We start from the raw sequence: 23,314 nt of genomic DNA on the forward strand, positions 1-23,314 counted from the left end.
CCGCCATCATGCCCGCTCGACGGCGAACGGGATCCGCAGCCCGAGTGCCCGGCGGTAGATCATCACGTTCTGCGCCCCAATGGTGAGGCCGATCGTCAGCGCGAGGGTCGCCTGGCCGAGCTTGCTGTCCGGCCACAGCGCGGCCGACGCCGCGGCGGCACCGACGCGTAGCGCGATCGTCAGCACCCAGAGCAGCAGTGTCGCGACGGTCCCCTTCTGCCACAAACCCGCCTCCCGCCGCTCGAGCCGGATGCTGCCACCGCGGGCGAGCCCGACCCCGATCAGTACGACGCAGTCGAGCCCGAGAAACGCGAGTTCCCCGGTCGACGCCCCGTCGACGGTGGACCAGATCGCGTACACCCCGACGAGCGTCAGGACCGCCGGCATCAGCACCAGCGATCGCTGGGTCACCAGCGAACCGGTGACCTGCCGGCCGACCACACGCACCAAGACCAACAGACCCACCAAGATCCCCACCACGAGGCTGGCCGACATATCCGGTTGTCCTTTCCGAGGAGTTTCGTTGCCGGTCACAACACTCCTCGGAAAGGACGCCGTACACGTCAGCCCGGAGTTGAGACCCGGGTGGAACCGGGTCTCAACCCCAGGGTTGAGGATCAGGCCAGGGAGACCAGATCCAGGTAGTCGTCGGTCCAGAGGTCCTCGGTGGCGTCCGGGAGGATCAGGACCCGGTCGGGGCGGAGGGCCTCGATGGCGCCCTCGTCGTGGGTGACCATGACGATCGCGCCGGGGTAGCTGCCGACCGCCCCGAGGACCTCGTCGCGGGAGGCAGGGTCCAGGTTGTTGGTCGGCTCGTCCAGCAGCAGCACGTTGGCGCCGGAGTGAACGAGACCGGCCAGCGCCAGGCGGGTCTTCTCCCCACCGGACAGCACATGCGCCGGCTTGTCCGCGTCGTCACCGCTGAACAGGAACGAACCGAGCACGTTGCGGACCTCGCCGTCGGTCAGGCCGGGCGCGACCGACGCCAGGTTCTGCCGGACAGTACCGGCCAGGTCCAGGGTGTCGTGCTCCTGGGCGAAGTACCCGAGCCGTAGCCCGTAGCCGGGGACGACCTGGCCGGCGTCCGGCTCCTCGCGACCCGCGAGCAGCCGGAGCAGGGTGGTCTTGCCCGCGCCGTTCAGCCCGAGGATGACGACCCGGCTGCCCCGGTCCACGGCCAGGTCGACGCCGTCCAGGACCTGCAGTGCGCCGTACGCCTTCTTCAGGCCGACGGCGGTCAGCGGGGTCTTTCCGGACGGCGCCGGCTCGGGCAGCCGGATCCGGGCCACTCGGGCGGACCGGCGTACCGGCTCCAGGTCGGCGAGCATCTTGTCCGCGCGCCGGGCCATGTTCTTGGCGGCGACGGCAGTGTTGGCGCCGGCCTGCATCTTCGCCGCCTGGGCGTGCAGGACCGCCGCCTTGCGCTCGGCCGTGTGGCGTTCCCGGGTCCGGCGGCGCTCGTCGGTCTCCAGCTGTTCGAGGTACTTCGTCCAGCCGGTGTTGTGGAGGTCGATCGTGAGGCGCTGCGGGTCCAGGTGGAACACCCGGTTGACCGTTGCCTTGAGCAACTCGCGGTCGTGGCTGATCACGATCAGGCCGCCCGGGTAGCCGAGCAGGAAGGACCGCAGCCACAGCACCGAGTCGGCGTCGAGGTGGTTGGTCGGCTCGTCGAGCAGCAGCGTGTCGTGCTGCGCGAACAGGATCCGGGCCAGCTCGACCCGGCGGCGCTGGCCGCCGGACAGTTCGCCGATCGGCTGCTCGAGGGCGCGGTTGGGCAGGCCGACGCCGGCCGCCAGCCGGGCCGCTTCGGCCTCGGCCGCGTACCCGCCCCCGGCCTGGAACTGCGCCTCGGCCTTGGCGTACGCCGCCATCGCGCGCTCCTGGGCTTCGCCGACGGCCGTGCTCATCGCGGACTCGGCCTCGCGAAGCTTGCGGACGGCGACGTCGAGTCCGCGCGCGGACAGGATGCGTGCCGTGACCGTGACGGCGGGGTCGGCGGCGCGCGGGTCCTGCGGCAGGTAGCCGATCGAACCCGACACGGTGATCGAACCCGCAGCCGGGCGCTCTTCGCCGGCCAGCGTCTTCATCAGGGTGGTCTTGCCGGCGCCGTTGCGGCCGACGAGCCCGACGCGGTCGCCCGGGCTGACGTGGAACGAGAGGTCGGACAGCAGCAGGTGGCCGCCGACGCGAATATCTACACCGCGAACGGTGATCATGGTTACTCTCCGTGATAGCTAAAGGACACACTTCTGGCGCGGAAGCGGGTCCACAGCTAGACACAGAGGCAAGTAGCCATGCATTCACGGTAGCTGGGCGGACAAGAACCGTCAGCTGATTTTCGCCGGGAGTTCGACGGTGAAGCGTGCACCGCCGCCGGGGCGGTCTTCGACGCGGATGGTGCCGGCGTGCCATTGGACGTGGCGGGCGACTATGGCCAGGCCTAGGCCTACGCCGCGGCCTCGGCCGGAGGTTTCGCCGCGACCGAAGCGTTCGAAGATGCGGGTGCGGTCCTCGGCGGCGATGCCCGGGCCGGCGTCGTCGACGGTGATGATGACGCCGAGACCGCCGGCCTCGACACCGACGCCCTTGCAGCCGCCGGCGTGGTCCTCGGCGTTCTCGACCAGGTTCGCGATCACTCGCTCGAGCCGCCGCTTGTCGGCCTGCAGGATCAACCCCTCGGCCTCGGGCTCGACCGTGGTCACCTCCCGCCCGGCGGTGGCGTCGGCCGCGGCTCGGACCAGGTCGGCGATCCGGACGATCTCCCGGCTGCCCTGGTCACCACCGTCGTCGCGGGAGATCTCCAGCAGGTCGATCACCAGCCGCCGGAACCGGTCCAGGTCGTATCCCAGCAGCTCGACCGGCTCCCGCACCGCCGCGGGCAGTTCGGCGCGGTGGTTCTGGATCAGCTGCATCGAGTTCAGCATCGTCATCAGCGGCGTCCGCAACTCATGGCTCACGTCGCCCGCGAACCGCGCGTCCGCCGCGACCCGGCGTTCCAGGTCGGCCGCGGTCTGGTTGAACGACCTCGCCAACCCACCCAGGTCCCGGTCGTTCTCGGCCTGCAGCCGGGCATCGAGCTTCCCGCGCGCGACCGCGTCCGCCACCCGGGTCAGCTCGGCCAGCGGCCGCAGCGCCAGCGTGCTCGCGAGCCGGCCGACCGCCAGGCCGATCAGCGCGGTCACGAGCGCGGCGACGATCAGCGTGATCTTCAACGTCCGCAGCGTGTTGTCCAGGTTGTCGAGCGGATGCCACTCGAAGAACGCCTCCCCCGGCCGCGTCATCGGTACGCCGACCGCGAGCACCTGCTGCCCACTCACGTCGATCCGGCGATGCGCGGTAGCGCCGGCCCGCACAGTCGCGATCAGGTCGGGCGGGAGGTCCGGCGGCTTGCCGGTCAGGGACCACCACTGATCGTCGAAGTACAGCAGTGAGGCCGCGGAGTCGGTGGACGGCAGCGTGTTCAGCAGATCCATCACGCTGACGTCCGGGTTCGGCGTCGGGCTGCCGCACTCCGCGCGTTCGCGGGCCGGGTGGCAGGGCTGGGGCGCGCCGAACAGCCCGTAGTGCAGCGCCGCGGCGTTGTCCGCCGTCTCGACCACCGCGGACGACTCGCGCTGCTCGGTCAGGTAGTTCGAGACCACGCCCCACGTGACCAGCGCCAGAGCCGTCGACAGCCCGAGCGCCAGCAGGCCGTACGCCAGCATGACCCGACCGCGCAGGCCAAGGGGTCGCACCAAGTCGTGGCGCCTGCTACGCGCCGCCCCGCGGGCGCGACCCCTCAACCGTCCCAGCAAGGTCAGCTCACCAGTCGGTAGCCCAGACCGCGGGCGGTGACGAGGTGTTTCGGGCTGGCCGGGTCGTGCTCGATCTTCAGCCGGAGACGCCGGATGTGGACGTCGACGATCCGGCTGTCACCGAAGTAGCCGTACCCCCACACCTTCGACAGCAACTGCTCCCGGGAGAGCACCTTGCCCTCGGCACCGGCCAGCTCGGCGAGCAGCTTGAACTCGGTCCGGGTCAACGGCAGTACGGCGCCGTCGCGGGTCACCTCCGCCCCCGGAACGTCGATCCGCAGGTCGCCGACCTCGAGCAGGTCGGACTGCCGCGCGTTGCCCGGCTCGACCCGCCGCAGCAGCGCCCGGATCCGGGCCGACAGCTCCTTGGCCACCAGCGGCTTCGTCACATAGTCGTCTGCTCCCGCCTCCAGTCCGGCGACCACGTCGTGGCTGTCGGTCCGCGCGGTCACCATGATGACCGGCACGTCACTGGTACGGCGGATCTCGCGGCAGACCGTGAATCCGTCCCGGTCCGGCAGCATCAGGTCCAGCAGCACCACGTCCGGCTGGACCCGGCGAAGCGCGGCCAGAGCGTCGTACCCGTTGGCCGCCTCGGCGACCTGGTACCCCTCGTCCTCCAGGGCGAGCCGCAGCACCCGCCGGATGCGCGGCTCGTCGTCGACCAACAGCAGGCTGTGTGCCACGCCCCCAGTGTCGCTCACCGCCGGGGTTACGAGCGTCATGAAACCGTCATGTCCCCGCGCGCCCGAGGTGACAACTCGTTGACGGTTGCGTGATCGCGGATCCGGCCGCGCCCGGGAGTCCTAACTTCGGCGCTATCGAGTCCCGGAGGAGGACCAATGGCCAGAAGACGGCTGGCGGCAGTATCCCTTGCCGCCGTGGCGAGTCTCGTGCTCGCCGCCTGCAGCAACGACGGCGGATCGGCATCCGGATCCGGAGGCACCGCTGCCACGCCGGTCACCGGCGGCACCCTGAACATGCTCGGGGCCGGCGATGTCGACTACATGGATCCCAACCTCAGCTACTACTCCGTCGGGTACCTGAACCTGCGAATGTGGAGCCGGCAGCTGTTCACCTACCCGGCGGATCCGGGCACCGACAACACCAAGCCGGTGGCCGACCTGGCCACCGACATCCCGACCGCGGCCAACGGCGGGATCAGTGCCGACGGCAAGACCTACACGATCAAGATCCGCCCGGGCGCGCAGTGGAACACCACGCCGGCCCGCCAGGTGACCGCCGCGGACATGGTCCGGGGAGTCAAGCGGACCGCGAACCCGGTGCAGCCGTTCGGTGGCATCCCCGACTTCGCCAACCTGATCGTCGGGTACAAGGCGTTCACGGACGGTTTCGCCAAGGTGGCCAAGACGCCGGCCGCGATCCAGGCCTACATCGACAAGACGCCGCTGCCCGGTGTGGTCGCCAAGGACGACACCACGGTCGAGTTCCACCTCACCCAGCCGGCCACGTACTTCGTCGACATGCTGACCCTGACCGCGTTCTCGCCGGCTCCGGTCGAGTCGCTCAAGTACCTGCCGGCCAGTACCGAGCTCGGCAACCACTACCCGTCCGACGGCCCGTACAAGGTCGACTCCTGGGTCCCGACCAAGTCGATCACGTACTCGCGCAACCCGGCCTGGAACGCGTCCACCGACCCGGTCCGCAAGGCGTACGTCGACAAGATCGTGGTGAACGAGACGGTCAGTCAGGACTCGATCCAGCAGCAGTTGCAGACCGGGACCCCGACCGCCGACCTCGAGTGGGACGTCCCGCCGCCGCCGTCGCAGCTGCCCGGGCTGATCGCGAAGAAGGACAAGAACCTGAACCTCGGCATGACCGCGTCCAGCAACCCGTACGTCATCTACAACACCGCGTCGCCGAACAACAACAAGGCACTGGCGAACGTGAAGGTGCGGCAGGCGATCAGCTACGCGATCAACCGCGACCACATCCTGCAGGTCCTCGGCGGTCCGACGATCAACCCGCCGCTGACGCACGTCCTGCCGGACAACATCGTCGGCTCGAAGCAGATCGATCCCTACCCGTACAACCCGGACAAGGCCAAGCAGCTGCTGGCCGAGGCGGGCTTCCCGCACCTGACGCTGAAGTTCCTGTACCGGAACGCGTCCGAGGGCAGCAGCAAGTCCTTCCAGACGGTTCAGCAGGACCTGTCCAAGGCCGGTATCACGGTGGTCGGCGTACCGTCGCCGAACGCGGACTTCTACGTGAAGTACCTGCAGGTGCCGACGGTCGCGCAGCGTGGGGTCTGGGACCTGTCGCTGGCCGGCTGGGGTGCTGACTGGTACGGCAACGCGGCGCTGTCGTTCTTCAACCCGCTGTTCTCCGGCGAGCCGTCGTACCCGCCGATCGGCAGCAACTTCGGGCTGTACAGCAGCTCGGCGACGAACGCGCTGATCGACCAGGCCGAGAAGGCGCCCAGCGAGGACCAGGCGGCGGACCTGTGGGCCAAGGCCGACGCGCAGGTGATGGCCGACGCGCCGTTCTTCCCGCTGACCAACCCGAAGAACGCGAACTACCACGCGCCGCAGGTCAACAACGCCGTCTACGTGCCGGCGCTGCAGATGTTCGACCCGACCAACGTGTGGCTGTCCACAGGCAAGCAGGGCGGCTAGAACTGTGCTTTGGCCGGGCCTTCGGCGCCGGCAGGGTCATGGGGCCTTGCCTCCCGTCCTTCCCTCATCGCTCCAGTCGCTGCGCTCCCTACGCTCCTCAGTCCAGGACGGGAGGGCCCATGACCGCGCTATTGGCCGGGAGATCTCATGACACTGCTTGAAGTAAGGGACCTCCGGGTCTCCTTCGACACCCCGGACGGCACCGTCCGCGCCGTCCGGGGCCTGTCGTTCGACGTGGAGGCCGGGCAGACGCTGGCGATCGTCGGCGAGTCCGGTTCCGGCAAGAGCGTCTCCACCCAGACCATCGTCGGGCTGACCCGCGGCGCCAAGGTCTCCGGTACGGCGTTCTTCGACGGAACCGACCTGATCACCGCCGATCAGTCGACCCTGCGCCGGTTGCGCGGGGCCCAGATCGGGATGATCTTCCAGGACCCGCTGTCCAGCCTGCACCCGCACTACCGGATCGGCTGGCAGATCGTCGAGATGATCCGCGCGCACGACCGGGTGATCAGCAAGCAGGCGGCCCGGAAACGGGCCGCCGAGCTGCTCACCCTGGTCGGCATCCCGCGCGCGGCCGAGCGGATCGACGACTACCCGCACCAGTTCTCCGGCGGGATGCGGCAGCGGGTGATGATCGCGATGGCGATGGCGCTCGACCCGGCGCTGCTGATCGCGGACGAGCCGACCACCGCACTCGACGTGACCGTGCAGGCCCAGGTGCTGAACGTGATGCGCCGGCTGCAGGAGCAGTTCGGTACGGCGATCATCCTGATCACCCACGATCTCGGGGTGGTGGCCGAGATGGCCGACGAGGTGGTGGTGATGTATGCCGGCGCGGTGATGGAACGGGCGCCGCGCCGCGACATCTTCTACCGCAACCATCACCCGTACACCCAAGGGTTGCTGGCCTCGCTGCCGGCCCGCAGCGGCGACCGGCTGACCCCGATCCCGGGCACGCCACCCAGCCTGATCAGCCTGCCGGCCGGGTGCCCGTTCGCGTCCCGCTGCCCGCACGTGTTCGACAAGTGCCGCACCGAGGCACCGCCGCTGACCGACGTCGCCCGCGATCCGAGGCACCAGTCGGCCTGCTGGCTGCCCCACGAACAGAACGAGGCGATCGCGTCATGAACGACGACGTACTACTCAAGGTGGAGGACGTCCGCAAGGAGTTCCCCACGCAGGCGCGGGAGGTGGTCCGGGCGGTCGACGGGGTGTCTCTCGAGGTGAAGAAGGGCGAGACGCTCGGCCTGGTCGGCGAGACCGGGTGCGGCAAGTCGACCCTGGCCCGCTGCATGGCCCATCTGTACGACGTGACGTCCGGCTCGGTGTGGTTCGACGGCGCCGAGATCAGCACGTTGTCACGCCGGGCGATGCGGCCGATCCGGCGCGAGGTCCAGGTGATCTTCCAGGACCCGTACGGCTCGCTGAACCCGCGCCGCCGGGTCGGCTCGATCATCGGGGACCCGTTCGCCATCCACAACATCGCGTCGGGTGCGGAACGGAAGCGGAAGGTCCAGGAGCTGATGGCGCTGGTCGGGCTGAACCCTGAGCACTACAACAGGTTCCCGGCCGAGTTCTCCGGTGGCCAGCGGCAACGAATCGGGGTGGCCCGGGCGCTGGCCCTGCGGCCGAAGCTGGTGATCTGCGACGAGCCGGTGTCGGCGCTGGACGTGTCGATCCAGGCTCAGATCATCAACCTGCTCGCCGATCTGCAGAAGGAGTTCGACCTGACCTACGTGTTCATCTCGCACGACCTGTCCGTGGTCCGGCACGTGAGTGACCGGATCGCGGTGATGTACCTGGGCAAGATCGTCGAACTCGCGCCGACGAACGAGTTGTTCGGCCAGACCCGGCATCCGTACACCCGCGCGCTGCTGTCCGCGCTGCCGGTGGCCGATCCGGACACGGCCGACAGCCGTGAGCAGATCATCCTCGGGGGCGACATCCCGGCCGCGACGAACCCGCCGGAGGGGTGCAGGTTCCACACGCGGTGCCCGAAAGCCCGAGCCGACTGTGCATCCGGCGAACCACCACTCCAGCCGGTCCTGGATGACTCCGGCAACCACCGGACCGCGTGCTTCTACCCGTTGACCCTGGGCGAGGACTTGTCCACAGCCGTACCGGACTTGAAGGCATCATGACTGTGCTTTTGGCCGGGCCTTCGGCACCGGCGGGGTCATGGGGCTTTGCCTCCCGGCCTTCCCTCGTCGCTCCGGTCGCTTCGCTCCCTCCACTCCTCAGTCCAGGCCGGGAGGCCCCATGACCACGGCGATCGAGATGGTTGATGTCACGGGTGAGGCACCGGCGATCGAAGGGCGTAGTCCGTTCGTCTTGGCGCTGCGGAGGTTGCGGCGGGACAAGGTGGCGATGATCTCGCTGGTGGTGATCCTGCTGATCGTGCTGATGGCGATCTTCGCGCCGGTGTTCGCCGCCATCACCGGGCACCCGCCGAACGAGCAGTACCGCGACATCGGGCTGACACCGGACGGCCTGCCACGCGGACCGAACGGAACGTTCTGGCTGGGCACCGACGACCTCGGCCGGGACATCTTGGTACGAATCGCGTACGGCGCTCGCGTGTCACTGCTCGTGGGTGTCATCGCGACCGCCATCACCGTGGCGATCGGAGTCGTGCTCGGGCTCGCGGCGGGGTTCCTCGGGGGGATCACCGACACAGTCCTCGCACGACTGATCGACGTCGTCCTGTCGGTACCGTTCCTGCTGGTCGCGATCGCGCTGGTGTCGGTCACCGGACCGAGCCTGACGGTGACGGTCCTGGTGATCGGATGCTTCAGTTGGGCGTCCGTCGCCAGGATCGTGCGCGGTCAGGTGCTATCGCTGCGCGAACGCGAGTTCGTCGAGGCGGCGCGCTCACTGGGCGCGGGTGACAAGCGGATCATGTTCGTCGACATCCTGCCGAACGTGCTGGCGCCGGTGATCGTCTACACCACGCTGCTGATTCCGGTGGTGATCGTGACCCAGGCGACGTTGTCGTTCCTCGGGCTCGGACTGCCGCCGCCAACCGCCGACTGGGGCGGGATGATCAGCGCATCGCAGAACTACTACACGACCGCGTGGTGGTTCATCCTGTTCCCCGGTCTGGCACTGCTGATCACGACGCTCGCGTTCAACCTGTTCGGCGACGGTGTCCGGGACGCCTTCGACCCACGCGCGGATCGGACCTAGTCATGGCTGTCTTTCTGTTACGCCGGATCGGGCACGGCATCCTGGTCCTGTGGCTGATCACGATCGCGGTGTTCGGCCTGTTCTTCGTTGCTCCGAGCAACGTGGCGCAGACGCTGGCCGGCCGGCAGGCGACGCCGGAGACCATTGCCCTGATCAAGCACCGGCTCGGGCTGGACCTGCCGGTCTGGAAGCAGTACCTGCACTTCGTCGAGAACGCGGTGCAGGGCAACCTCGGGTACGACTACTACCACCAGGTGCCGGTGACCACGATCATCGGGCAGGCGCTGCCGATCACGGTGTCGCTGGCGCTCGGCGCCGCCGTACTGTGGTTGTCCCTCGGCGTCTTCAACGGGGTGATCTCGGCGGTGCATCCGCGGTCGCTGGCGGACCGCGGGCTGACGTTGTTCGCGTTGTTCTTCTACTCGTTCCCGTCGTTCCTGCTCGGGCTGCTGTTGCTGTACTTCCTCTACTTCCGGCTCACGCTGGCCGGATACCACTGGTTCCCAGCCGGCGGCTACTCGCCGTTGTCCGCCGGAGCCGGGGCGTGGTTCCAGCATCTGTTCCTGCCATGGATAGCGCTGGCTTTGTTGCTGGCAGCAACCTATACCCGGCTGACCCGCGGATCGATGCTGGACGTGCTCGGCGAGGACTACATCCGCACGGCGCGTTCGAAGGGCATCCGGGAGAGCCGGGTGATCGTCCGGCACGGCCTGCGCAGCGCGATGACGCCGGTGGTGACGCAGTTCGGCATCGACCTAGGCCAGCTGATCGGCGGCGTGGTGGTGACGGAGACCGTGTTCAGCCTGCCGGGGCTCGGCCAGACCGCCGTGGTCGCGATCAACCAGCAGGACCTGCCGGTGATCATCGGCATCGTGCTGTTCGCCTCGGCGGCGGTCGTGGTCGCGAACATCCTGGTCGACATCGCGTACGCCGTCCTGGATCCGCGGGTCCGCCTGCACTAGAGATAGGTAGTTCTTGCCGATGAGCCGGGCGTGGGCATCGCCGTACAAACGAAGGCATGAATGGATTACGTGAACTGATCAAAGGCCCGGTCGTGCTGCCGGGCGACCCGGGCTGGGACGCCGCACGACGCGCGTGGCACCTGCTAGACCGCGGCCAGCGCCGCGTCGGTGGCGCCGGCCAGGTAGCAGTGCCGCGACTGCTGCAGCAGCGTCTCCGTCAACGGCACGACGTCACCCAGCTGCTCGTACAGGTCCACGGCCTCCGCACAGCGGGCGACCGCCTCCGGGAAGCGGTGCGCGATGTGCAGCTCCCAAGCGAACCCGGCCAGCACCTCGGCCTGCTCGGCGATCGGCAGCCGACCGACGTACGGGATGACGGCTTCGTAGTGGGCGAGCGCCTGGCGGTGCGAGCCGGCCGCGGTCGCGTCGCGCGCCGCCCGGGGCGCGTACGCGACAATCGTGTCGGCGTCACCTGCTCGGACCGCGTGGTGCACCAGTGGATAGAGCAGCCGCTCGTGGTTGGTGCCCAGGATCAGCTCCACGATCCGCGCGTTCAGCGCGCGGCGCCGGATCACTGGCAGTGCCTGCTCGATCGCCCGCCGGGCCAGCTCGTGCCGGAACGCGACCGCGCCTGTGCGTGCCTCGAGGATGCCGCGGCGCTCGGCGCGGGTGAGGGCGTCGGTCCGGCCCTCGACGACAACTTCGGCGTACTTGAGGCCGAGCGGCCGCGGGATCACCGAGAGCAGCTCGACCACGCCGACACTCTCCTGGTCCAACGTATGCAGCCGGGCCAGCGTCGCGTCCACGACCGTCGCGGGTACGGCGTCCGCCGGGCTGGCGAGCGCTTCGGTCAGGTAGAACGGGTTCCCGTTGGTGAGGCGGAACAGCTCGTCCGCGTCACGGCCGGCGTCGACGGCCATCGACCGTACGGCGTCCTCCGAAAGCGGCCGCAGCACGACGCGATGCACCGTGACATCGGTCAACGCGCCGAGCAGGACGCGCAGTGGGTGCCGCGCATCGATCTCGTCGTCACGGTAGGTCAGAATCACCACTAGCCGGAGCTGATCCACGCGTCGCGCCAGGTACCTGAGGAGGTCGAGCGTGGCGTCGTCGGCCCAATGCACGTCCTCGATCACCAGCACGGTCGGCGTCGACCCGCCGAACTCCTGGATCACCGGCTCATACAGGTCCAGGCCACCTGCCAGCGCCCGGGCCAACGGCCCATCAGTCCCACGTACGGCGTCGCGCAATGGTTGGAGCGGTGGCGGCGCGAGCATGTCGTCGCACGCACCCCGCAGTATCCGCGTGGCCGGGCCGAGCCGGCCGGCCACTTCACGGACCACGCTCGTCTTCCCGATCCCCGCTTCTCCGGTCAGCAGCACGACGGACCCATGGTCCGCGTCCACCGCGGTCAGGGCAGCACGAACCGCCCATTCCCGCTCCAGCAACTCCATCAAAAACCCCCGAGATAGATCTCAAATCCCCCCAGCACACTCTGGTGGGCGGCGCTGTGGGAAGTGCTAGGGGTTCAGCTGAGCAGTGCTGTGGTCTGGGGACTCGGGGTGGTCTGGAGCTCGGCGGCGAGCAGGTCGGCCAGGACGTTGTACTGGCGGACGGCGGCGGCACGGTCGCCCTGGATCAGGTGCAGCGAGATGAGGGCGCGGTGTGCCGATTCGAGCAGGGGGTCATGGCTGACCGCCCGCTGATAGAGGTCGACGCTCTCCTCCACGCGTCCCTCCGTCGCGCGGGCGTCGGCGAGCGTGAGGAGGGATCGCTCGAACGTTTGCCTGAGCGCCTCCCGGCGGTCGTCGATCCACGCGGCGCCGGCGACGTCGACCAGATAGTCGCCCTGGTAGAGCGCGATCACGCGGGCCAGGTCCCCGGCTGCAGCGGCTCCCTCCAGGTCCGCGACGTCGTACGTGTGCTCGAGGGTCCGGTTGAACTCGTAGCGGCCGCCGCGGAAGGTGATCCAGTCCGAGCGACCGAGCGTACGGCGTACCTGGTGCAGGCAGGTGTGGAAACTGTTCCGCAGGGCCTGGGCGGAGGCGTCCGGCCAGAGCTCCGCGCCGATCTGGTCCTTGGTCACCGGACCGGAACCCAGCAGATAGAAGAACAGCTCGCGCGGCTTCGCATAGCCCCAGGCCGCGGCATCCAGCACGCTGTCGTTGCGCCGTACTTCGGATGCACCCAGGGCCTGCACGTGGAGTGACTCGACTCGGGTGTCCGCGATTGTGAGGGGTACCACCGACCGGCGAGCGCTTGGCTCGATCCCCGTGAGCTTGTCGACCGTGAACACCTCCCCCTCGGTCCACGCCGTACGAAAATCGTCCGGTGACAGGGCGTCGCGGGCCACCGCCAGGGTGGTCGAGACGTCCGCGGCCTCGACTGCCGGTACCGGAGTCCCCAGCTTCTCCCGCAGTGCGGCCGCATGACTCAGCAACCGGACGGCTTGCCTGATGTCCTTCTCAGCCAGGGCGGTGGTGGCCAGGGACTCGAGCAAGCTGGCTACTCGCCAGCGGTTGCCGGAGTCGTGGTGCAGACGAAGGCTCTGGGTGAGGAGGTCTCTCGACTCGGTGAGCTGACCGGACTTGCGTGCCTCCAAGCCCAAGAGGTGGAGAGCCCAGGCCAGGGTGACGGTCTGGCGCGTGCGCTCGGCCATCTGGCGAGCCTCTGTGAGGAGGATTGCGGCGGCCGCGGAGTCACCGCGGTAGTGCTGCACCGCGCCGAGCAGAGCAGTCGTCCACCCGAGTCCTTCGCCCGCACCGTCCTGCTCGTAGCGGGCGCGGGCGTCACGGAGCAGCTCTTCCGCATAGTCCAGCTCCCCGGCGAGCAGCTCACGCATGCCCAGGTAGTCGATCGCGCGGGAGAGGTTCGACTCGATGCCCAACTTCCGCCAGAGCTCGATACACCGCTGTCCGAGTCGGCGGGACTCGTCGTACTCGCCACGTCGCATCGCGGCCCCACCGAGCCAGTGCAGCTCGCGTGCCTCGGCCGTCGGATCCCCGGCAGCCTTCTGTGCGATGAATCCGGCCCGCAGTTGGGCCGTGGCCAGCTCGGCGTCGCCCTGCAGGTGGGCCATCGTGCCGAGGGCGATCTGGGCATCCGCCCGCAGCTCCGGCGGAACCGGGCCAGGCATCGCCAGCACCCGCTCCAGCCAGTCGCGGGCGTCCCGGTACCACCCGAGCAGGTACGACGCCCACCACATCCCGACCACGATCCGGGTCGCGGCCTCGGCCTCCTCGCGCTGCACATGCCAGGTCAGCACGGCCCGGATGTTCTGGCGCTCGGCCAGCAGGACATCCAGCCACTCCTGCTGTTCCTCGCCCTCCAACCGATCGGCCGCCCGCTCGATCAGGTCCAGCGCGTAGGCCGCCAGCCGCCGCGCCGGACCGAGGTCCGAACCGAGCCGGTACGCCGCGTACTGGCGGACGATCTGCAGTAACCGGTACCGCACCTCGTCGCCCTGCTGGACCATCACCAGCGAACGATTCATCAACCGGGACAGCGATTGCAGCACGTCAGGTCCGCGCAGTACGGCGACTGCCTCGACCGCGTCGACGCTGAAGCTCCCGGGGAACACCGAGAGCTGCGCGAGCAACTCCTGCTCCGGCGGATCCAGCAGACCCCAACGCCAGTCCAGCGCGTCCCGCAACGTGCGATGCCGCGGCATCGCCTCCCGATCGCCCCGCGTCAGCACGGCCAGGCTGTCGTCGAGGCGGCTCGCGATCTGGGCCGGAGACAACGTCGGGATCCACGCGGCGGCCAGCTCGATCGCCAGCGGTACGCCGTCCAGCCGGGCGCAGATCTCGGCGATGTCCGACGCGTTTCCCTCGGTCCGCTCGAACGTGTACGACGCCGCCTGCGCACGGTCCACGAACAAGCGGGTCGCCGCCTCGGCCAGCGGCGGTACGGCGAACACCGCCTCACCCGCGATCCCCAGCGCCTCCTGGCTCGTCGCCAGCACGGTGAGCTTCGGACAGGTCCGTAGCAGCTCACCGATCAGCGGGGCGACGGGATCGAGCAGGTGCTCGCAGTTGTCCACGACGAGCAGCAAGGGACCGCTGCACAGCCGCCTGGTCGCCGCCGCGACCGTTGCCTCCGGCAACTCGAGGACGTCGGCGAGGGCGGCCAGCACACCCGCGGAGCCGTCGCCCGGGCTGGTCGTGGCCAGGCCGAGCCAGCGCACTCCGGCGTACCGGGGGCGCACCCGGTCTGCCAGCGTCACCGCCAGCCTGGTCTTGCCCCCGCCCCCGGGTCCGGTCAGCGTCACCAGCCGATGCTTCCCGACCAGCTCCGCCAGCTCGGCCAGTTCACTCTCCCGACCGACGAAACTCGACAACCGCACGGGGAGATTCCCCTCCGCCACCGCTTCAGACTAGCGTTCGCGGGGCAGCGGCGTACCGAAGAACGGGTAGTGGTGGATGGGCAGGCAGGTTCACCCGCAGGCGCTGAGCGTGCGGCAGGAGCGGGAACCCGACCACTACACGTCCTTCCGTACAGTGAGGTCGTGCGGATCGTGGTGTACGGCGCGGGTGGGATCGGGTGCTATGTCGGCGGGCGGCTTGCCGCGACTGGGACCCCGGTGACGTTCGTCGGGCGGCAGCGGATGGCCGACGTACTGGCCGAGCACGGGCTGCGGCTGACCGACTACCTCGGCGCGGATCTGCGGGTCGACACCGTCCGGTACGAGACCTCGCCGGCGGCGGCCGCGGAGGCGGATCTCGTGCTCGTGACGGTGAAGTCCGCTGCGACCGAGGGGGCGGCGGCCGAGTTGGCCGACGTACTGAAGCCTGGAGCGATCGTGGTCAGCTTCCAGAACGGCGTACGCAACGGTGAGCTGCTGCGGGAGCGGCTGACCGATCAGGTCGTACTGACCGGGATGGTCCCGTTCAACGTGCTCAACCGGGGTGGCGGGGTGTTCCACCAGGGCACCGAGGGTGCTCTCGACATTCAGCGTCATCCGGGGCTGGCGCCGTACCTGGACGCCTTCGAGCGCGCCGGACTGCCACTCGAGCAGCACGACGACATCCTCCCGGTGCAGTGGGCGAAGCTCCTGCTGAACCTGAACAACCCGATCAACGCGCTGTCGAACCTGCCGCTGCGCGACGAGCTCTCGCAGCGTGCCTACCGTCGCTGCCTGGCCGCGGCGCAGGCCGAGACGCTCGGGTTGCTGGCCGCCGCGGGCATCGAGCCGGCCCAGCTGCTGGCGGTCCCGATGCGCCGCTTCCCCGCCATCCTCCGCCTGCCGGACTTCCTCTTCCGCCGCCTCGCCGCGAAGATGCTCGCGATCGACCCGCTCGCCCGGACATCGATGTGGGAAGACCTCGAGGCCGGCCGTCCCACCGAGATCGATTACCTGAACGGCGAAGTCGTCCGCCTCGCCGACTCCCTCGGCCGCCCGGCGCCCGTCAACCACAAGCTCGTCGCCCTGATCCGCGACGCCGAAGGGAACCGCCGCGCGTGGTCAGGCCCTGACCTCCTCCGCGAACTTCAGCGGTAGGTCCGCCCGGAGGTTGATACTCACGGCGCCGTAGGTGAAGCCCAGGTGCTCGTTGAGCCGGCGCATGTTCTCGTTGCCCTGCTGGGTCCACGTGTAGACCTCGGTGATCCCGTGCTCCCCCGCCCAGGCGATGCTCGTGCGCTTGAGCGTGGACGCGACGGCCTGGCCGCGCCACTCCCGTCGTACGGCGGTGTAGGCGACCTCGGCCCGCTCCGGCCGGTCGGTGTCGAGCATCAGGCCCGCCACCCCGATCACGTCGTCGCCGACGACCGCCAGGAACATCGCCGCCGGATCGTTGATCCACTCGGTCGCCCACTCCTCGGCCGTGGCCTCCAACGGCGTGGGGAGGTCCATGTCCGGGAAGGTCGGCAACGCCACCTGCTCGTACGCCGCCGCCCACAACTCCGGCCGCTCCGCGACCGTCACGATGTCGTACGACGCGGGCGGCTCCGGCCAGGCTTCGGCGCCGATCGGGCGGACCTGCTCGACCTGACGACCGGTCTCGGTGAATCCGAACCGCTCCGCGAACGCCAGCGACCCTTCGTCCTCCACCCCGGCGCCGGCGACGGTATAGCCCTGGGCCGCCGCGTGCTCGGCCAGCGCGCGCAGCATCCGTGTGCCGGCACCTTGCCGTCGGGCGTCCGGACGGACCCTCGGCGCGACGAATCCACGACCGCCCTCGTCGGAGCGGTCCGACAGTCCGTTCGCTACGACCACGCCGTCCCGTTCGGCCAGGAGCAGGAGGCGTTGCGGCGACTCCATCGCCCGCATCTCGGCGACACTCGGACACCGCTCGTGCGGCAGGACCGCGATCCGCACCTGGCGCCAGGCCTCGTAGTCCGCGTCCGTCTCGACCGGCAGAATTTCGATCACGCCCATCTGCTCAGATTGCCATGATGGGCGAATGGTTTTGTATGACGCGGCGGTCATCGGTGGGAGTGTGGCGGGGCTGCAGGCCGCGCTGACGTTGGGTCGGGCACGGCGGCGGGTGGTGCTCTTCGACGACGGTCGGGCGCGCAACCGGGCGGCCGCGCACGTGCACAACTACCTGGGTGTGGAGGATCCGTCACCGGGTGAACTGCTCGCGATCGGACGCCGGCAGCTCGAGGAGTACGGCGTGGACGTCCGGGACAGCCGGGTCGAGGACGCGGCACCGGACGAGGACGGGCTCGGTTTCGTGGTCGGCGCCGATGGTGACGGGTCCGGTCGCGTGCGGGCGCGGGCTGTTGTGCTGGCGACCGGCCTGCGGGACGAGCTGCCGGAGGTGCCCGGAGTCTGGGACTCCTGGGGCCGCCTGGTGGTGGCGTGTCCGCACTGCCACGGGTGGGAGGTGCGCGACCAGCCACTCGTGCAGCTCGGGATGCGCGGTCTGCCGGACCGGTCGGTCGCCCGGGCGCTCCTCCTCAGCCGATGGAGCACCGCCGTGACCTTGTGCACTGACGGCGATGAGCTCACCGACGAGCAGTTGGCGAGGCTCGGCAAGGCAGGAGTCCTCGTCCGCACCGAGCGGGTCGAGGCGGTCCAGACTGGCGACGACCAGGTCCGCGTGCTCTTGGCGACCGGCGAGGCGCTGGACCCGCGGGCAGTGTTCATGGTCGTCCGGCAGCATCAACAGAGTGATCTCGCCGAGCGGCTCGGGTGCCGGATCGCGGACGGTGCGGTCGCAACCGACGAAGCCGGCCGGACCAGCGTTCCCGGTGTCTACGCGGTCGGCACGACGACCGTACCGGCGCTGCTCGCGATCGGAGCGGCGGGTCACGCGAGTACCGCGGCCGTCGCACTGCACGCGGATCTGCTCGAGCGGGAGCTATAGCCGGGCGGCCGGCGGCAGCAGCGCCGGGTCCGCGAGCGGCCAGTCCGCGGGCGTCGGACCTAGCCGGTCGAGCTCGTCGAGTTGCAGGAGGCACCATGGCGACAGACCCGGGACGTCACGCACGGCAGCCCAGTCGACCCAGCGGTACGACGCCACCTCCGCGGGATTGAGCGTGGGCTCGCCGGTCCATCGGACCCGGTAGACCGGACACAGCTCGTTCTCCACCACGCCGGTCGGCATCTCGGCCCGGTACCGGAACTCCGGCAGCACCAGCTCGGCACTGTCCGTGACGATCCCGAGCTCGTCGGCGAGCCGCCGCAGGACCGCGTCGTGGACCGGCTCGTCCGGAAGTGGATGCCCACAGCAACTGTTGGTCCAGACGCCCGGCCAGGTCGGCTTGTCCGCCGCCCGCTGGGTCAGCAGCACCCGCCCGGCCGCATCGACCACGTACCCGGAGAACGCCAGATGCAACGGCGTCGCTGCGTGATGAACCGTCGCCTTGGCCTCGGTCCCGATCGCCCGCCCACCGTCATCCAGCAGCACAACTCGTTCCTCCGTCACACTCCGGAGCCTAGTCGGAATAGGCAATTCCTACCGATGTGGGCAAGGCCGGTCCGCCCGTAGAACGGTGGTATGGACTTCAGCAGCCTCGAGCCGGTGCCGTACGACGTGAGCTCGCCCACAACCGCCGGTCTGTACCGCGGTCACGGGCGGTTCGTGAAGGTGCTGCGCTCGTACCGCGACTGGGAGGTGCTCCCCCTGCTCCCCGACGAGTTCCGCAGCCTGGCCCTCGACACCGATCTCTGGCGCTACGAGGCCGACGTCTACCTCGACGGCCTGGCCTCCTCGCTCCCGGCCGGCCTCCGTCTCCCCATCCTGTACGACGTCCAGGAGCCGGACCCGGATCACGTCATCCTGGTCCTCGAAGACGTCAAGACGACCGACTCACAGTGGGATCACGACCGGTACGGCGACGCCGCCGAGCTCCTCGGCCGGCTCAACGCCCGGCTGACCAAGAACGACGCCCTCCCCGCACCGGTCGACCGTACGCCGGAACGCCTGACGCGAGCCATGATCGACGGACTCGTCCGCCCGCTCATCTTGCCGCCACTGCTCGACGAGGCGACCTGGACGCATCCCCTGCTCGCCGGGGCGGACGACGTACGCCGTGGTCTCATCGACCTGGCCGCGTACATCCCCACGCTCCTGGACGAACTCGCCGACCGGCAGCAGGTCCTCAGCCACGGCGACGCCTGCCCGCAGAACCTGCTCCTGCAGGGCAAGAGCATCGTCGCCGTCGACTGGTCCCCCGGCGGAATGGTTGCCGCCGGCGACGACCTCGGCCAGCTGCTGATCGGCCGGGCCCACCAGGGAACGCTCGGCGTCGAGGAGTTCGCCGTACTGCGGGAGCTCGTCATCGACCGGTATCACGCCGGGCTCGTCGCCGAGGGATTCGGATCCGTCACGGCGGACGACGTACGGGCCGGACTGGACGGGTCGCTGCTGCTGCGGAGTGCGTTGCTGTCGCTGCCGGTCGGGCGATTGGCCGAACCGGTGACACCGGAACTGGCGGACTTGTTCCAGCAGCGGCTGGAGTTAACCCAATACCTCGTCCGGCTCGGCGCTGCTACTGTGACGTGGTGATCAAGCGACGCGTGGCGTATCGACCGGCTCTGGGAGGAGCCGGCATTCGGTAGTCCCCGCACCTCGCTCCACCCAGAGCCTCCGACACAGGACCCCCCGGTTCCTGTGTCTTTTTTGTTGCCCGGAGGCGCTGTCGATCGCGAGGGTGCCTCGTCTCGAGAGGAAACCCCTGTGAACACGGTCATCGACCGACTACGTCGTACCACCGACTCCATCATCGGCGCGGACGATCTGCGCGATCGGCTGGCATCCGGACGGCCGCTGCGGATCAAGTACGGCGTCGATTGCACCGCACCCGACCTCCATCTCGGGCACGCGGTCAACCTGTGGATGATGCGGCAACTGCAAGACCTCGGCCATCAGGTCGTGTTCCTGCTCGGCGATCTGACCACGCGCGTCGGCGACCCGACCGGCCGCTCCGAGACCCGGCCGGTGCTGACGCCGGAGGAGATCGACGCGAACGCGGCGTCGTTCCTCGAGCAAGTGTCACTCGTGCTGCGGACGGATCCCGCGGTGTTCGAGGTACGGCGGAACTCGGAGTGGTACGACGGGATGCGCGTGGCGGAGCTGTTGGGTCTGTTCGCCCAGGTCACGCAGGCCCAGTTGATGAGCCGGGACATGTTCCGGGACCGGGTCGCGGCCGGGCGCGAGATCGGCGTCCATGAGCTGGTGTACCCGGTGCTGCAGGGCTACGACAGCTTCGCGATGCGCAGCGATCTCACCATCGTGGGGTCGGACCAGCTGTTCAACGAGCAACTCGGGCGGCACTTCCAGCAGCGGCTCGGCGCACCGCCGCAAGTGGTGATCACGACGACGATCACCCCAGGTATCGACGGCCGCGCGAAGCAGTCGAAGTCGCTGAACAACTACATCGGCCTGACCGACAGCCCACGGGACAAGTTCGGCAAGCTGATGAGCATCCCCGACTCGCTGGTCGAGCCCTACGCTCGCGTCTACACCGAGTTGCCCCTGGACACGGTCGCCGCGCTCGAGTCCGCCGCCGCGCACGGCGGTCCGCAGGCACGGGACGCGAAGCTCCGGCTGGCCGCGGCGGTGGTGACGCGCTACCACGGCGCGGGTACGGCGAAGGCCGAGCTGGACGCGTTCAAGCGGACGTTCTCCGAGCGGTCCCAACCCCAGGACATCCCGGAGGTCGTCGTACCCGACGCGACCGCGACAGCCCTGGACCTGCTGCGCGCTGCCCGACCGAGCGACAGCAACTCAGAGCTCCGCCGGCTGATCCGCCAAGGCGCCGTCACCATCAACGGCGTCCGTACGGACGACCCGGCGGGAACCGTGGACCTGAGCACCGACGTAGTGATCAAGTCGGGTGCCCGCACCTGGCACCGGATCAGAACTGCGAGCAGCCCTACGCGAGTTTGCGGGAGGTGACCAGCCAGGCCGCTGACGGGAACGTGACGCCGTCGTCCCAGGTGTAGTGCGCGACGAGAGTCCTGCGCAGATTGGTCAGCGCCCGGGTCCGGGCGTCGGCGTCGAGGTCGTCGAGCAGCCGGCCCAGCACGCCCAGGGTGAGGTGGAGGGCGGTTGGTACATCCGGACCCCAGTACATGGGCTCCTTGAGAGCCTCGCATTCCGGGGTGGCGAAGCCTGCTGTGGTGAGGATGTCGGCGACCCGTGCCGGGTCGGCCAGGGCGAACGGGCTCGGGGCTTCCATGGGCGGCGTGGGGAGCGTTCGGCCGGCTGCGAGCGCGGTGGTGAGCTCGGTGAACCACGGGTTCTGGCTCGGCGGCTGCCAGACCAGGAGGGCGAGGCGTCCGCCGGGCTTCGTCGCTCGCGCGAGGTTGGTGAAGGCGGCGACCGGGTCGCCGAAGAACATGCAGCCGGTGCGACTGAGCAGTACGTCGAAGGAGTCCGACTGGAACGGGTGCACCTGGGCGTCGGCCTGGAGGTACGTCGCGTTCCCGGCACCGGTGTCCCGGGCCCGATCGGCCGCGACCGCGAGCATCGGTGAGGACAGGTCGACGCCGAGCGCCGTACCCGATCCGGTCAGCCAGGCCGCGGCGCGCGTCGTACTACCGGTACCGCAGCCGACATCGAGGACCCGGTCACCCTCACGGATCGCGGCCGCTCGCAGCAGCCAGTCGTCGTACCGCTCCAGGCTGTGCTCGAACAGTTCCGCCTGCTCCGCCCAGAACACGCCTTCCGTGGTGTCCCACGCCTTCAACTGGTCCGCGTTCGCTGGAGCGACCCACTCGGTGTCGGTGCCGGTCATCATGGTCCCCTCTCCTTGCCCTCCTCTACGGATCAGCATTCGATCCGGTTCATGACTCTGGGCGTGTGGCAGGCTGTGCGCTCTGATCCGAGGAGGGGCGCAGATGATCCTGGTCACGGGCGCGACGGGCAACGCGGGTGGCGCGGTGGTGCAATCACTGGCGGCGCAGGGTCTTGCGGGCCGCGCTTTGATCCGGTCGGAAACTGCCCTGCCGGATGGCATCGAGCCTGTGTATGGCGACCTGAACCAGCCGGACTCGTTCGTCGATGCGTTGGCCGGGGTGACCGGGATCTTCCTGCTCAGCGGGTACGACCGGGTCGAGGAACTACTGGGGAATGCGGTGCGGGCCGGCGTACGGAAGGTCGTGCTGTTGTCCAGCAGCTCACTCGACAGCGCCGACATCTCGAACGCGGTCGCCGCCTATCACCACGCGGCCGAGGAAGCGGTGCAGGCGTCCGGGCTGGAGTGGACGTTCCTGCGGCCGAACTCCTTCATGTCCAACACGCTGCGGTGGCTCGACCAGGTACGCGCGGGGGACGTCATCCGGGTGCAGTTCCCCGAGGTGCCGGTGTCCACGATTCATCCGCGCGATATCGCGGACGTCGCGGTGCGTGCGTTCCAGGATGGGCACGACGGCGAGGTTCTCCGGCTCACCGGTCCGGTCGCCCTCAGACCGCTCGAACAGGTCGCGATTCTCGGCGCGGGCATCGGCCGGGCGTTGACGGCGTACCCGATGAGCCGTTCGGAGACTCACGACGCGCTGCATGCCTCGATGCCGCCGCAGTACGCGAGCGCCATCGAGGGCTTCTTCGGTGACGGCACCATCGACGAGACGTCGGTCAACGACACCGTCGCGCAGATCACCGGACGCGCGCCCCGAACGCTGGAGGACTGGGTCCGAGAGAACGCGGGCCTGTTCGCCTAGCTCTTGGTCAATGTGTGGAGGTGGGCGATCATCGTGTCGACCGCCGTCCGCAGTGGCGCGGGATCGCGTCGTACCTGGCTCAGCAGCAGGCCGCCCTGGACGGCGGCCAGCATCGCGACCGCGAGCTCGCCGGGGTCGGCGGATTCGCTCAGCTCGCCGCGCTTCTGCATGCTGACGAGGCCGTCACGGATCAGTTCCTCCCAACTGCCGAACGCGTTGGCGAGCTGAACCCGGGCGACCGGGTCGCTCTCGGCGAGGTCGCTGGCCAGTGATCCGAGCGGACACCCGCCGACGCACTGCACCTCGGTCAGGATGCCGACCATCAGATCGCGCCAGCGGGTCAGCGAATCGATGCTGTCGAGGTGGTCGAGACCCTCCTGCTGAACGTCCAGCACGCGACCGGTCTGGTGGTCGACGACCGCGCGGACCAGCGCGTCCTTGCCCGGGAAGTAGTGGTAGAGCTGCGACGGGCTCACGCCGGCCGCGGCCTGGATGTCCTCGATCGTGGTCCGCGCGACGCCTTGTTCGAGCATCAGCTGGGCGGCCGCGGTGACGATCCTGTCGCGGGTCGCCTGGCCCTTCTTCGTCAGTCGCTTGTCCACGGTCTTCAGCGTACCGATT

At 69.3% G+C, this 23,314-nt stretch carries 20 protein-coding genes; 10 read left to right on the forward strand and 10 right to left on the reverse strand.

Annotation, left to right across the window (positions count from 1 at the left end; all coding sequences use genetic code 11):
- Positions 1–6: 6 nt before the first annotated feature.
- The 4 genes from ACZ3HV_RS18945 to ACZ3HV_RS18960 form a co-directional block, all read right to left on the reverse strand.
- Positions 7–456, reverse strand: coding sequence for a hypothetical protein (locus tag ACZ3HV_RS18945; RefSeq protein WP_465685978.1), 450 nt, complete (start codon positions 454–456; stop codon positions 7–9).
- 161 nt (positions 457–617) lie between these two features.
- Complete coding sequence (locus ACZ3HV_RS18950) at positions 618–2,216, reverse strand: ABC-F family ATP-binding cassette domain-containing protein (RefSeq protein ID WP_465685980.1); 1,599 nt, start codon at positions 2,214–2,216, stop codon at positions 618–620.
- Positions 2,217–2,327: 111 nt separating this feature from the next.
- A complete protein-coding gene (locus tag ACZ3HV_RS18955; RefSeq protein WP_465686323.1) occupies positions 2,328–3,734 on the reverse strand; it encodes an ATP-binding protein in 1,407 nt (468 codons plus the stop codon).
- A 62-nt stretch (positions 3,735–3,796) separates the two neighbouring features.
- Positions 3,797–4,480 carry a response regulator transcription factor gene (locus ACZ3HV_RS18960; protein WP_360359044.1) on the reverse strand — a complete coding sequence of 228 codons (684 nt, stop codon included), beginning with the start codon at positions 4,478–4,480 and terminating at the stop codon, positions 3,797–3,799.
- A 156-nt stretch (positions 4,481–4,636) separates the two neighbouring features.
- On the opposite strand from ACZ3HV_RS18960, the gene ACZ3HV_RS18965 reads away from it, so the two are divergent.
- The 5 genes from ACZ3HV_RS18965 to ACZ3HV_RS18985 all read left to right on the forward strand — a co-directional run bounded on the left by ACZ3HV_RS18965 (position 4,637) and on the right by ACZ3HV_RS18985 (position 10,578).
- Positions 4,637–6,430: an ABC transporter substrate-binding protein gene (locus tag ACZ3HV_RS18965; protein WP_465685983.1), complete on the forward strand. Its 1,794-nt coding sequence runs from the start codon at positions 4,637–4,639 to the stop codon at positions 6,428–6,430.
- A 147-nt stretch (positions 6,431–6,577) separates the two neighbouring features.
- Complete coding sequence (locus ACZ3HV_RS18970; protein ID WP_465685985.1) at positions 6,578–7,558, forward strand: ABC transporter ATP-binding protein; 981 nt, start codon at positions 6,578–6,580, stop codon at positions 7,556–7,558.
- Positions 7,555–8,571, forward strand: a complete 1,017-nt coding sequence (locus ACZ3HV_RS18975) for an ABC transporter ATP-binding protein (protein ID WP_360359038.1) — start codon at positions 7,555–7,557, stop codon at positions 8,569–8,571. The genes ACZ3HV_RS18970 and ACZ3HV_RS18975 overlap by 4 nt, the downstream gene beginning before the upstream one ends.
- Before the next feature lie 118 nt (positions 8,572–8,689).
- A complete protein-coding gene (locus ACZ3HV_RS18980; protein WP_360359036.1) occupies positions 8,690–9,616 on the forward strand; it encodes an ABC transporter permease in 927 nt (308 codons plus the stop codon).
- Between the two features lie 2 nt (positions 9,617–9,618).
- Positions 9,619–10,578, forward strand: coding sequence for an ABC transporter permease (locus tag ACZ3HV_RS18985; protein WP_465685987.1), 960 nt, complete (start codon positions 9,619–9,621; stop codon positions 10,576–10,578).
- Between the two features lie 143 nt (positions 10,579–10,721).
- Here ACZ3HV_RS18985 and ACZ3HV_RS18990 read toward each other — a convergent pair whose 3' ends face one another.
- Both ACZ3HV_RS18990 and ACZ3HV_RS18995 read right to left on the reverse strand, forming a co-directional pair.
- On the reverse strand, positions 10,722–12,032 hold the full coding sequence (locus tag ACZ3HV_RS18990) for an ATP-binding protein (RefSeq protein ID WP_465685988.1): 1,311 nt from the start codon (positions 12,030–12,032) through the stop codon (positions 10,722–10,724).
- Between the two features lie 74 nt (positions 12,033–12,106).
- Complete coding sequence (locus ACZ3HV_RS18995) at positions 12,107–14,944, reverse strand: BTAD domain-containing putative transcriptional regulator (RefSeq protein WP_465685990.1); 2,838 nt, start codon at positions 14,942–14,944, stop codon at positions 12,107–12,109.
- 141 nt (positions 14,945–15,085) lie between these two features.
- Here ACZ3HV_RS18995 and ACZ3HV_RS19000 point away from each other — a divergent pair, with 141 nt between their 5' ends.
- Complete coding sequence (locus ACZ3HV_RS19000) at positions 15,086–16,078, forward strand: 2-dehydropantoate 2-reductase (RefSeq protein WP_465685992.1); 993 nt, start codon at positions 15,086–15,088, stop codon at positions 16,076–16,078.
- Here ACZ3HV_RS19000 and ACZ3HV_RS19005 read toward each other — a convergent pair.
- Positions 16,043–16,957, reverse strand: a complete 915-nt coding sequence (locus ACZ3HV_RS19005) for a GNAT family N-acetyltransferase (RefSeq protein ID WP_465685994.1) — start codon at positions 16,955–16,957, stop codon at positions 16,043–16,045. The two genes, ACZ3HV_RS19000 and ACZ3HV_RS19005, sit on opposite strands and share 36 nt — an antisense overlap.
- 25 nt (positions 16,958–16,982) lie before the next feature.
- Between ACZ3HV_RS19005 and ACZ3HV_RS19010 the strand changes: the two genes are divergently transcribed.
- Positions 16,983–17,891: an NAD(P)/FAD-dependent oxidoreductase gene (locus ACZ3HV_RS19010; RefSeq protein WP_465685996.1), complete on the forward strand. Its 909-nt coding sequence runs from the start codon at positions 16,983–16,985 to the stop codon at positions 17,889–17,891.
- Here ACZ3HV_RS19010 and idi read toward each other — a convergent pair.
- Positions 17,886–18,452 (reverse strand): isopentenyl-diphosphate Delta-isomerase, encoded by a 567-nt coding sequence (gene idi, locus ACZ3HV_RS19015; protein ID WP_465685998.1) that lies wholly within the window; start codon positions 18,450–18,452, stop codon positions 17,886–17,888. The two genes, ACZ3HV_RS19010 and idi, sit on opposite strands and share 6 nt — an antisense overlap.
- Before the next feature lie 72 nt (positions 18,453–18,524).
- On the opposite strand from idi, the gene ACZ3HV_RS19020 reads away from it, so the two are divergent.
- Both ACZ3HV_RS19020 and tyrS read left to right on the forward strand, forming a co-directional pair.
- A complete protein-coding gene (locus ACZ3HV_RS19020) occupies positions 18,525–19,535 on the forward strand; it encodes a phosphotransferase (RefSeq protein ID WP_465686000.1) in 1,011 nt (336 codons plus the stop codon).
- Between the two features lie 171 nt (positions 19,536–19,706).
- Positions 19,707–20,927, forward strand: coding sequence for a tyrosine--tRNA ligase (tyrS, locus tag ACZ3HV_RS19025; RefSeq protein WP_465686002.1), 1,221 nt, complete (start codon positions 19,707–19,709; stop codon positions 20,925–20,927).
- On the opposite strand, the gene ACZ3HV_RS19030 is transcribed toward tyrS, so the two are convergent.
- A complete protein-coding gene (locus ACZ3HV_RS19030) occupies positions 20,905–21,771 on the reverse strand; it encodes a class I SAM-dependent methyltransferase (RefSeq protein ID WP_465686004.1) in 867 nt (288 codons plus the stop codon). The two genes, tyrS and ACZ3HV_RS19030, sit on opposite strands and share 23 nt — an antisense overlap.
- A gap of 100 nt (positions 21,772–21,871) precedes the next feature.
- Here ACZ3HV_RS19030 and ACZ3HV_RS19035 point away from each other — a divergent pair, with 100 nt between their 5' ends.
- The gene (locus ACZ3HV_RS19035; RefSeq protein ID WP_465686006.1) at positions 21,872–22,693 is read left to right on the forward strand and encodes an NAD(P)H-binding protein; all 822 of its coding nucleotides are present in this window, start codon (positions 21,872–21,874) and stop codon (positions 22,691–22,693) included.
- On the opposite strand, the gene ACZ3HV_RS19040 is transcribed toward ACZ3HV_RS19035, so the two are convergent.
- Positions 22,690–23,295: a TetR/AcrR family transcriptional regulator gene (locus ACZ3HV_RS19040; protein WP_465686008.1), complete on the reverse strand. Its 606-nt coding sequence runs from the start codon at positions 23,293–23,295 to the stop codon at positions 22,690–22,692. The two genes, ACZ3HV_RS19035 and ACZ3HV_RS19040, sit on opposite strands and share 4 nt — an antisense overlap.
- Positions 23,296–23,314 lie beyond the last annotated feature (19 nt).

This window comes from Kribbella sp. NPDC020701 (genome assembly GCF_055562215.1).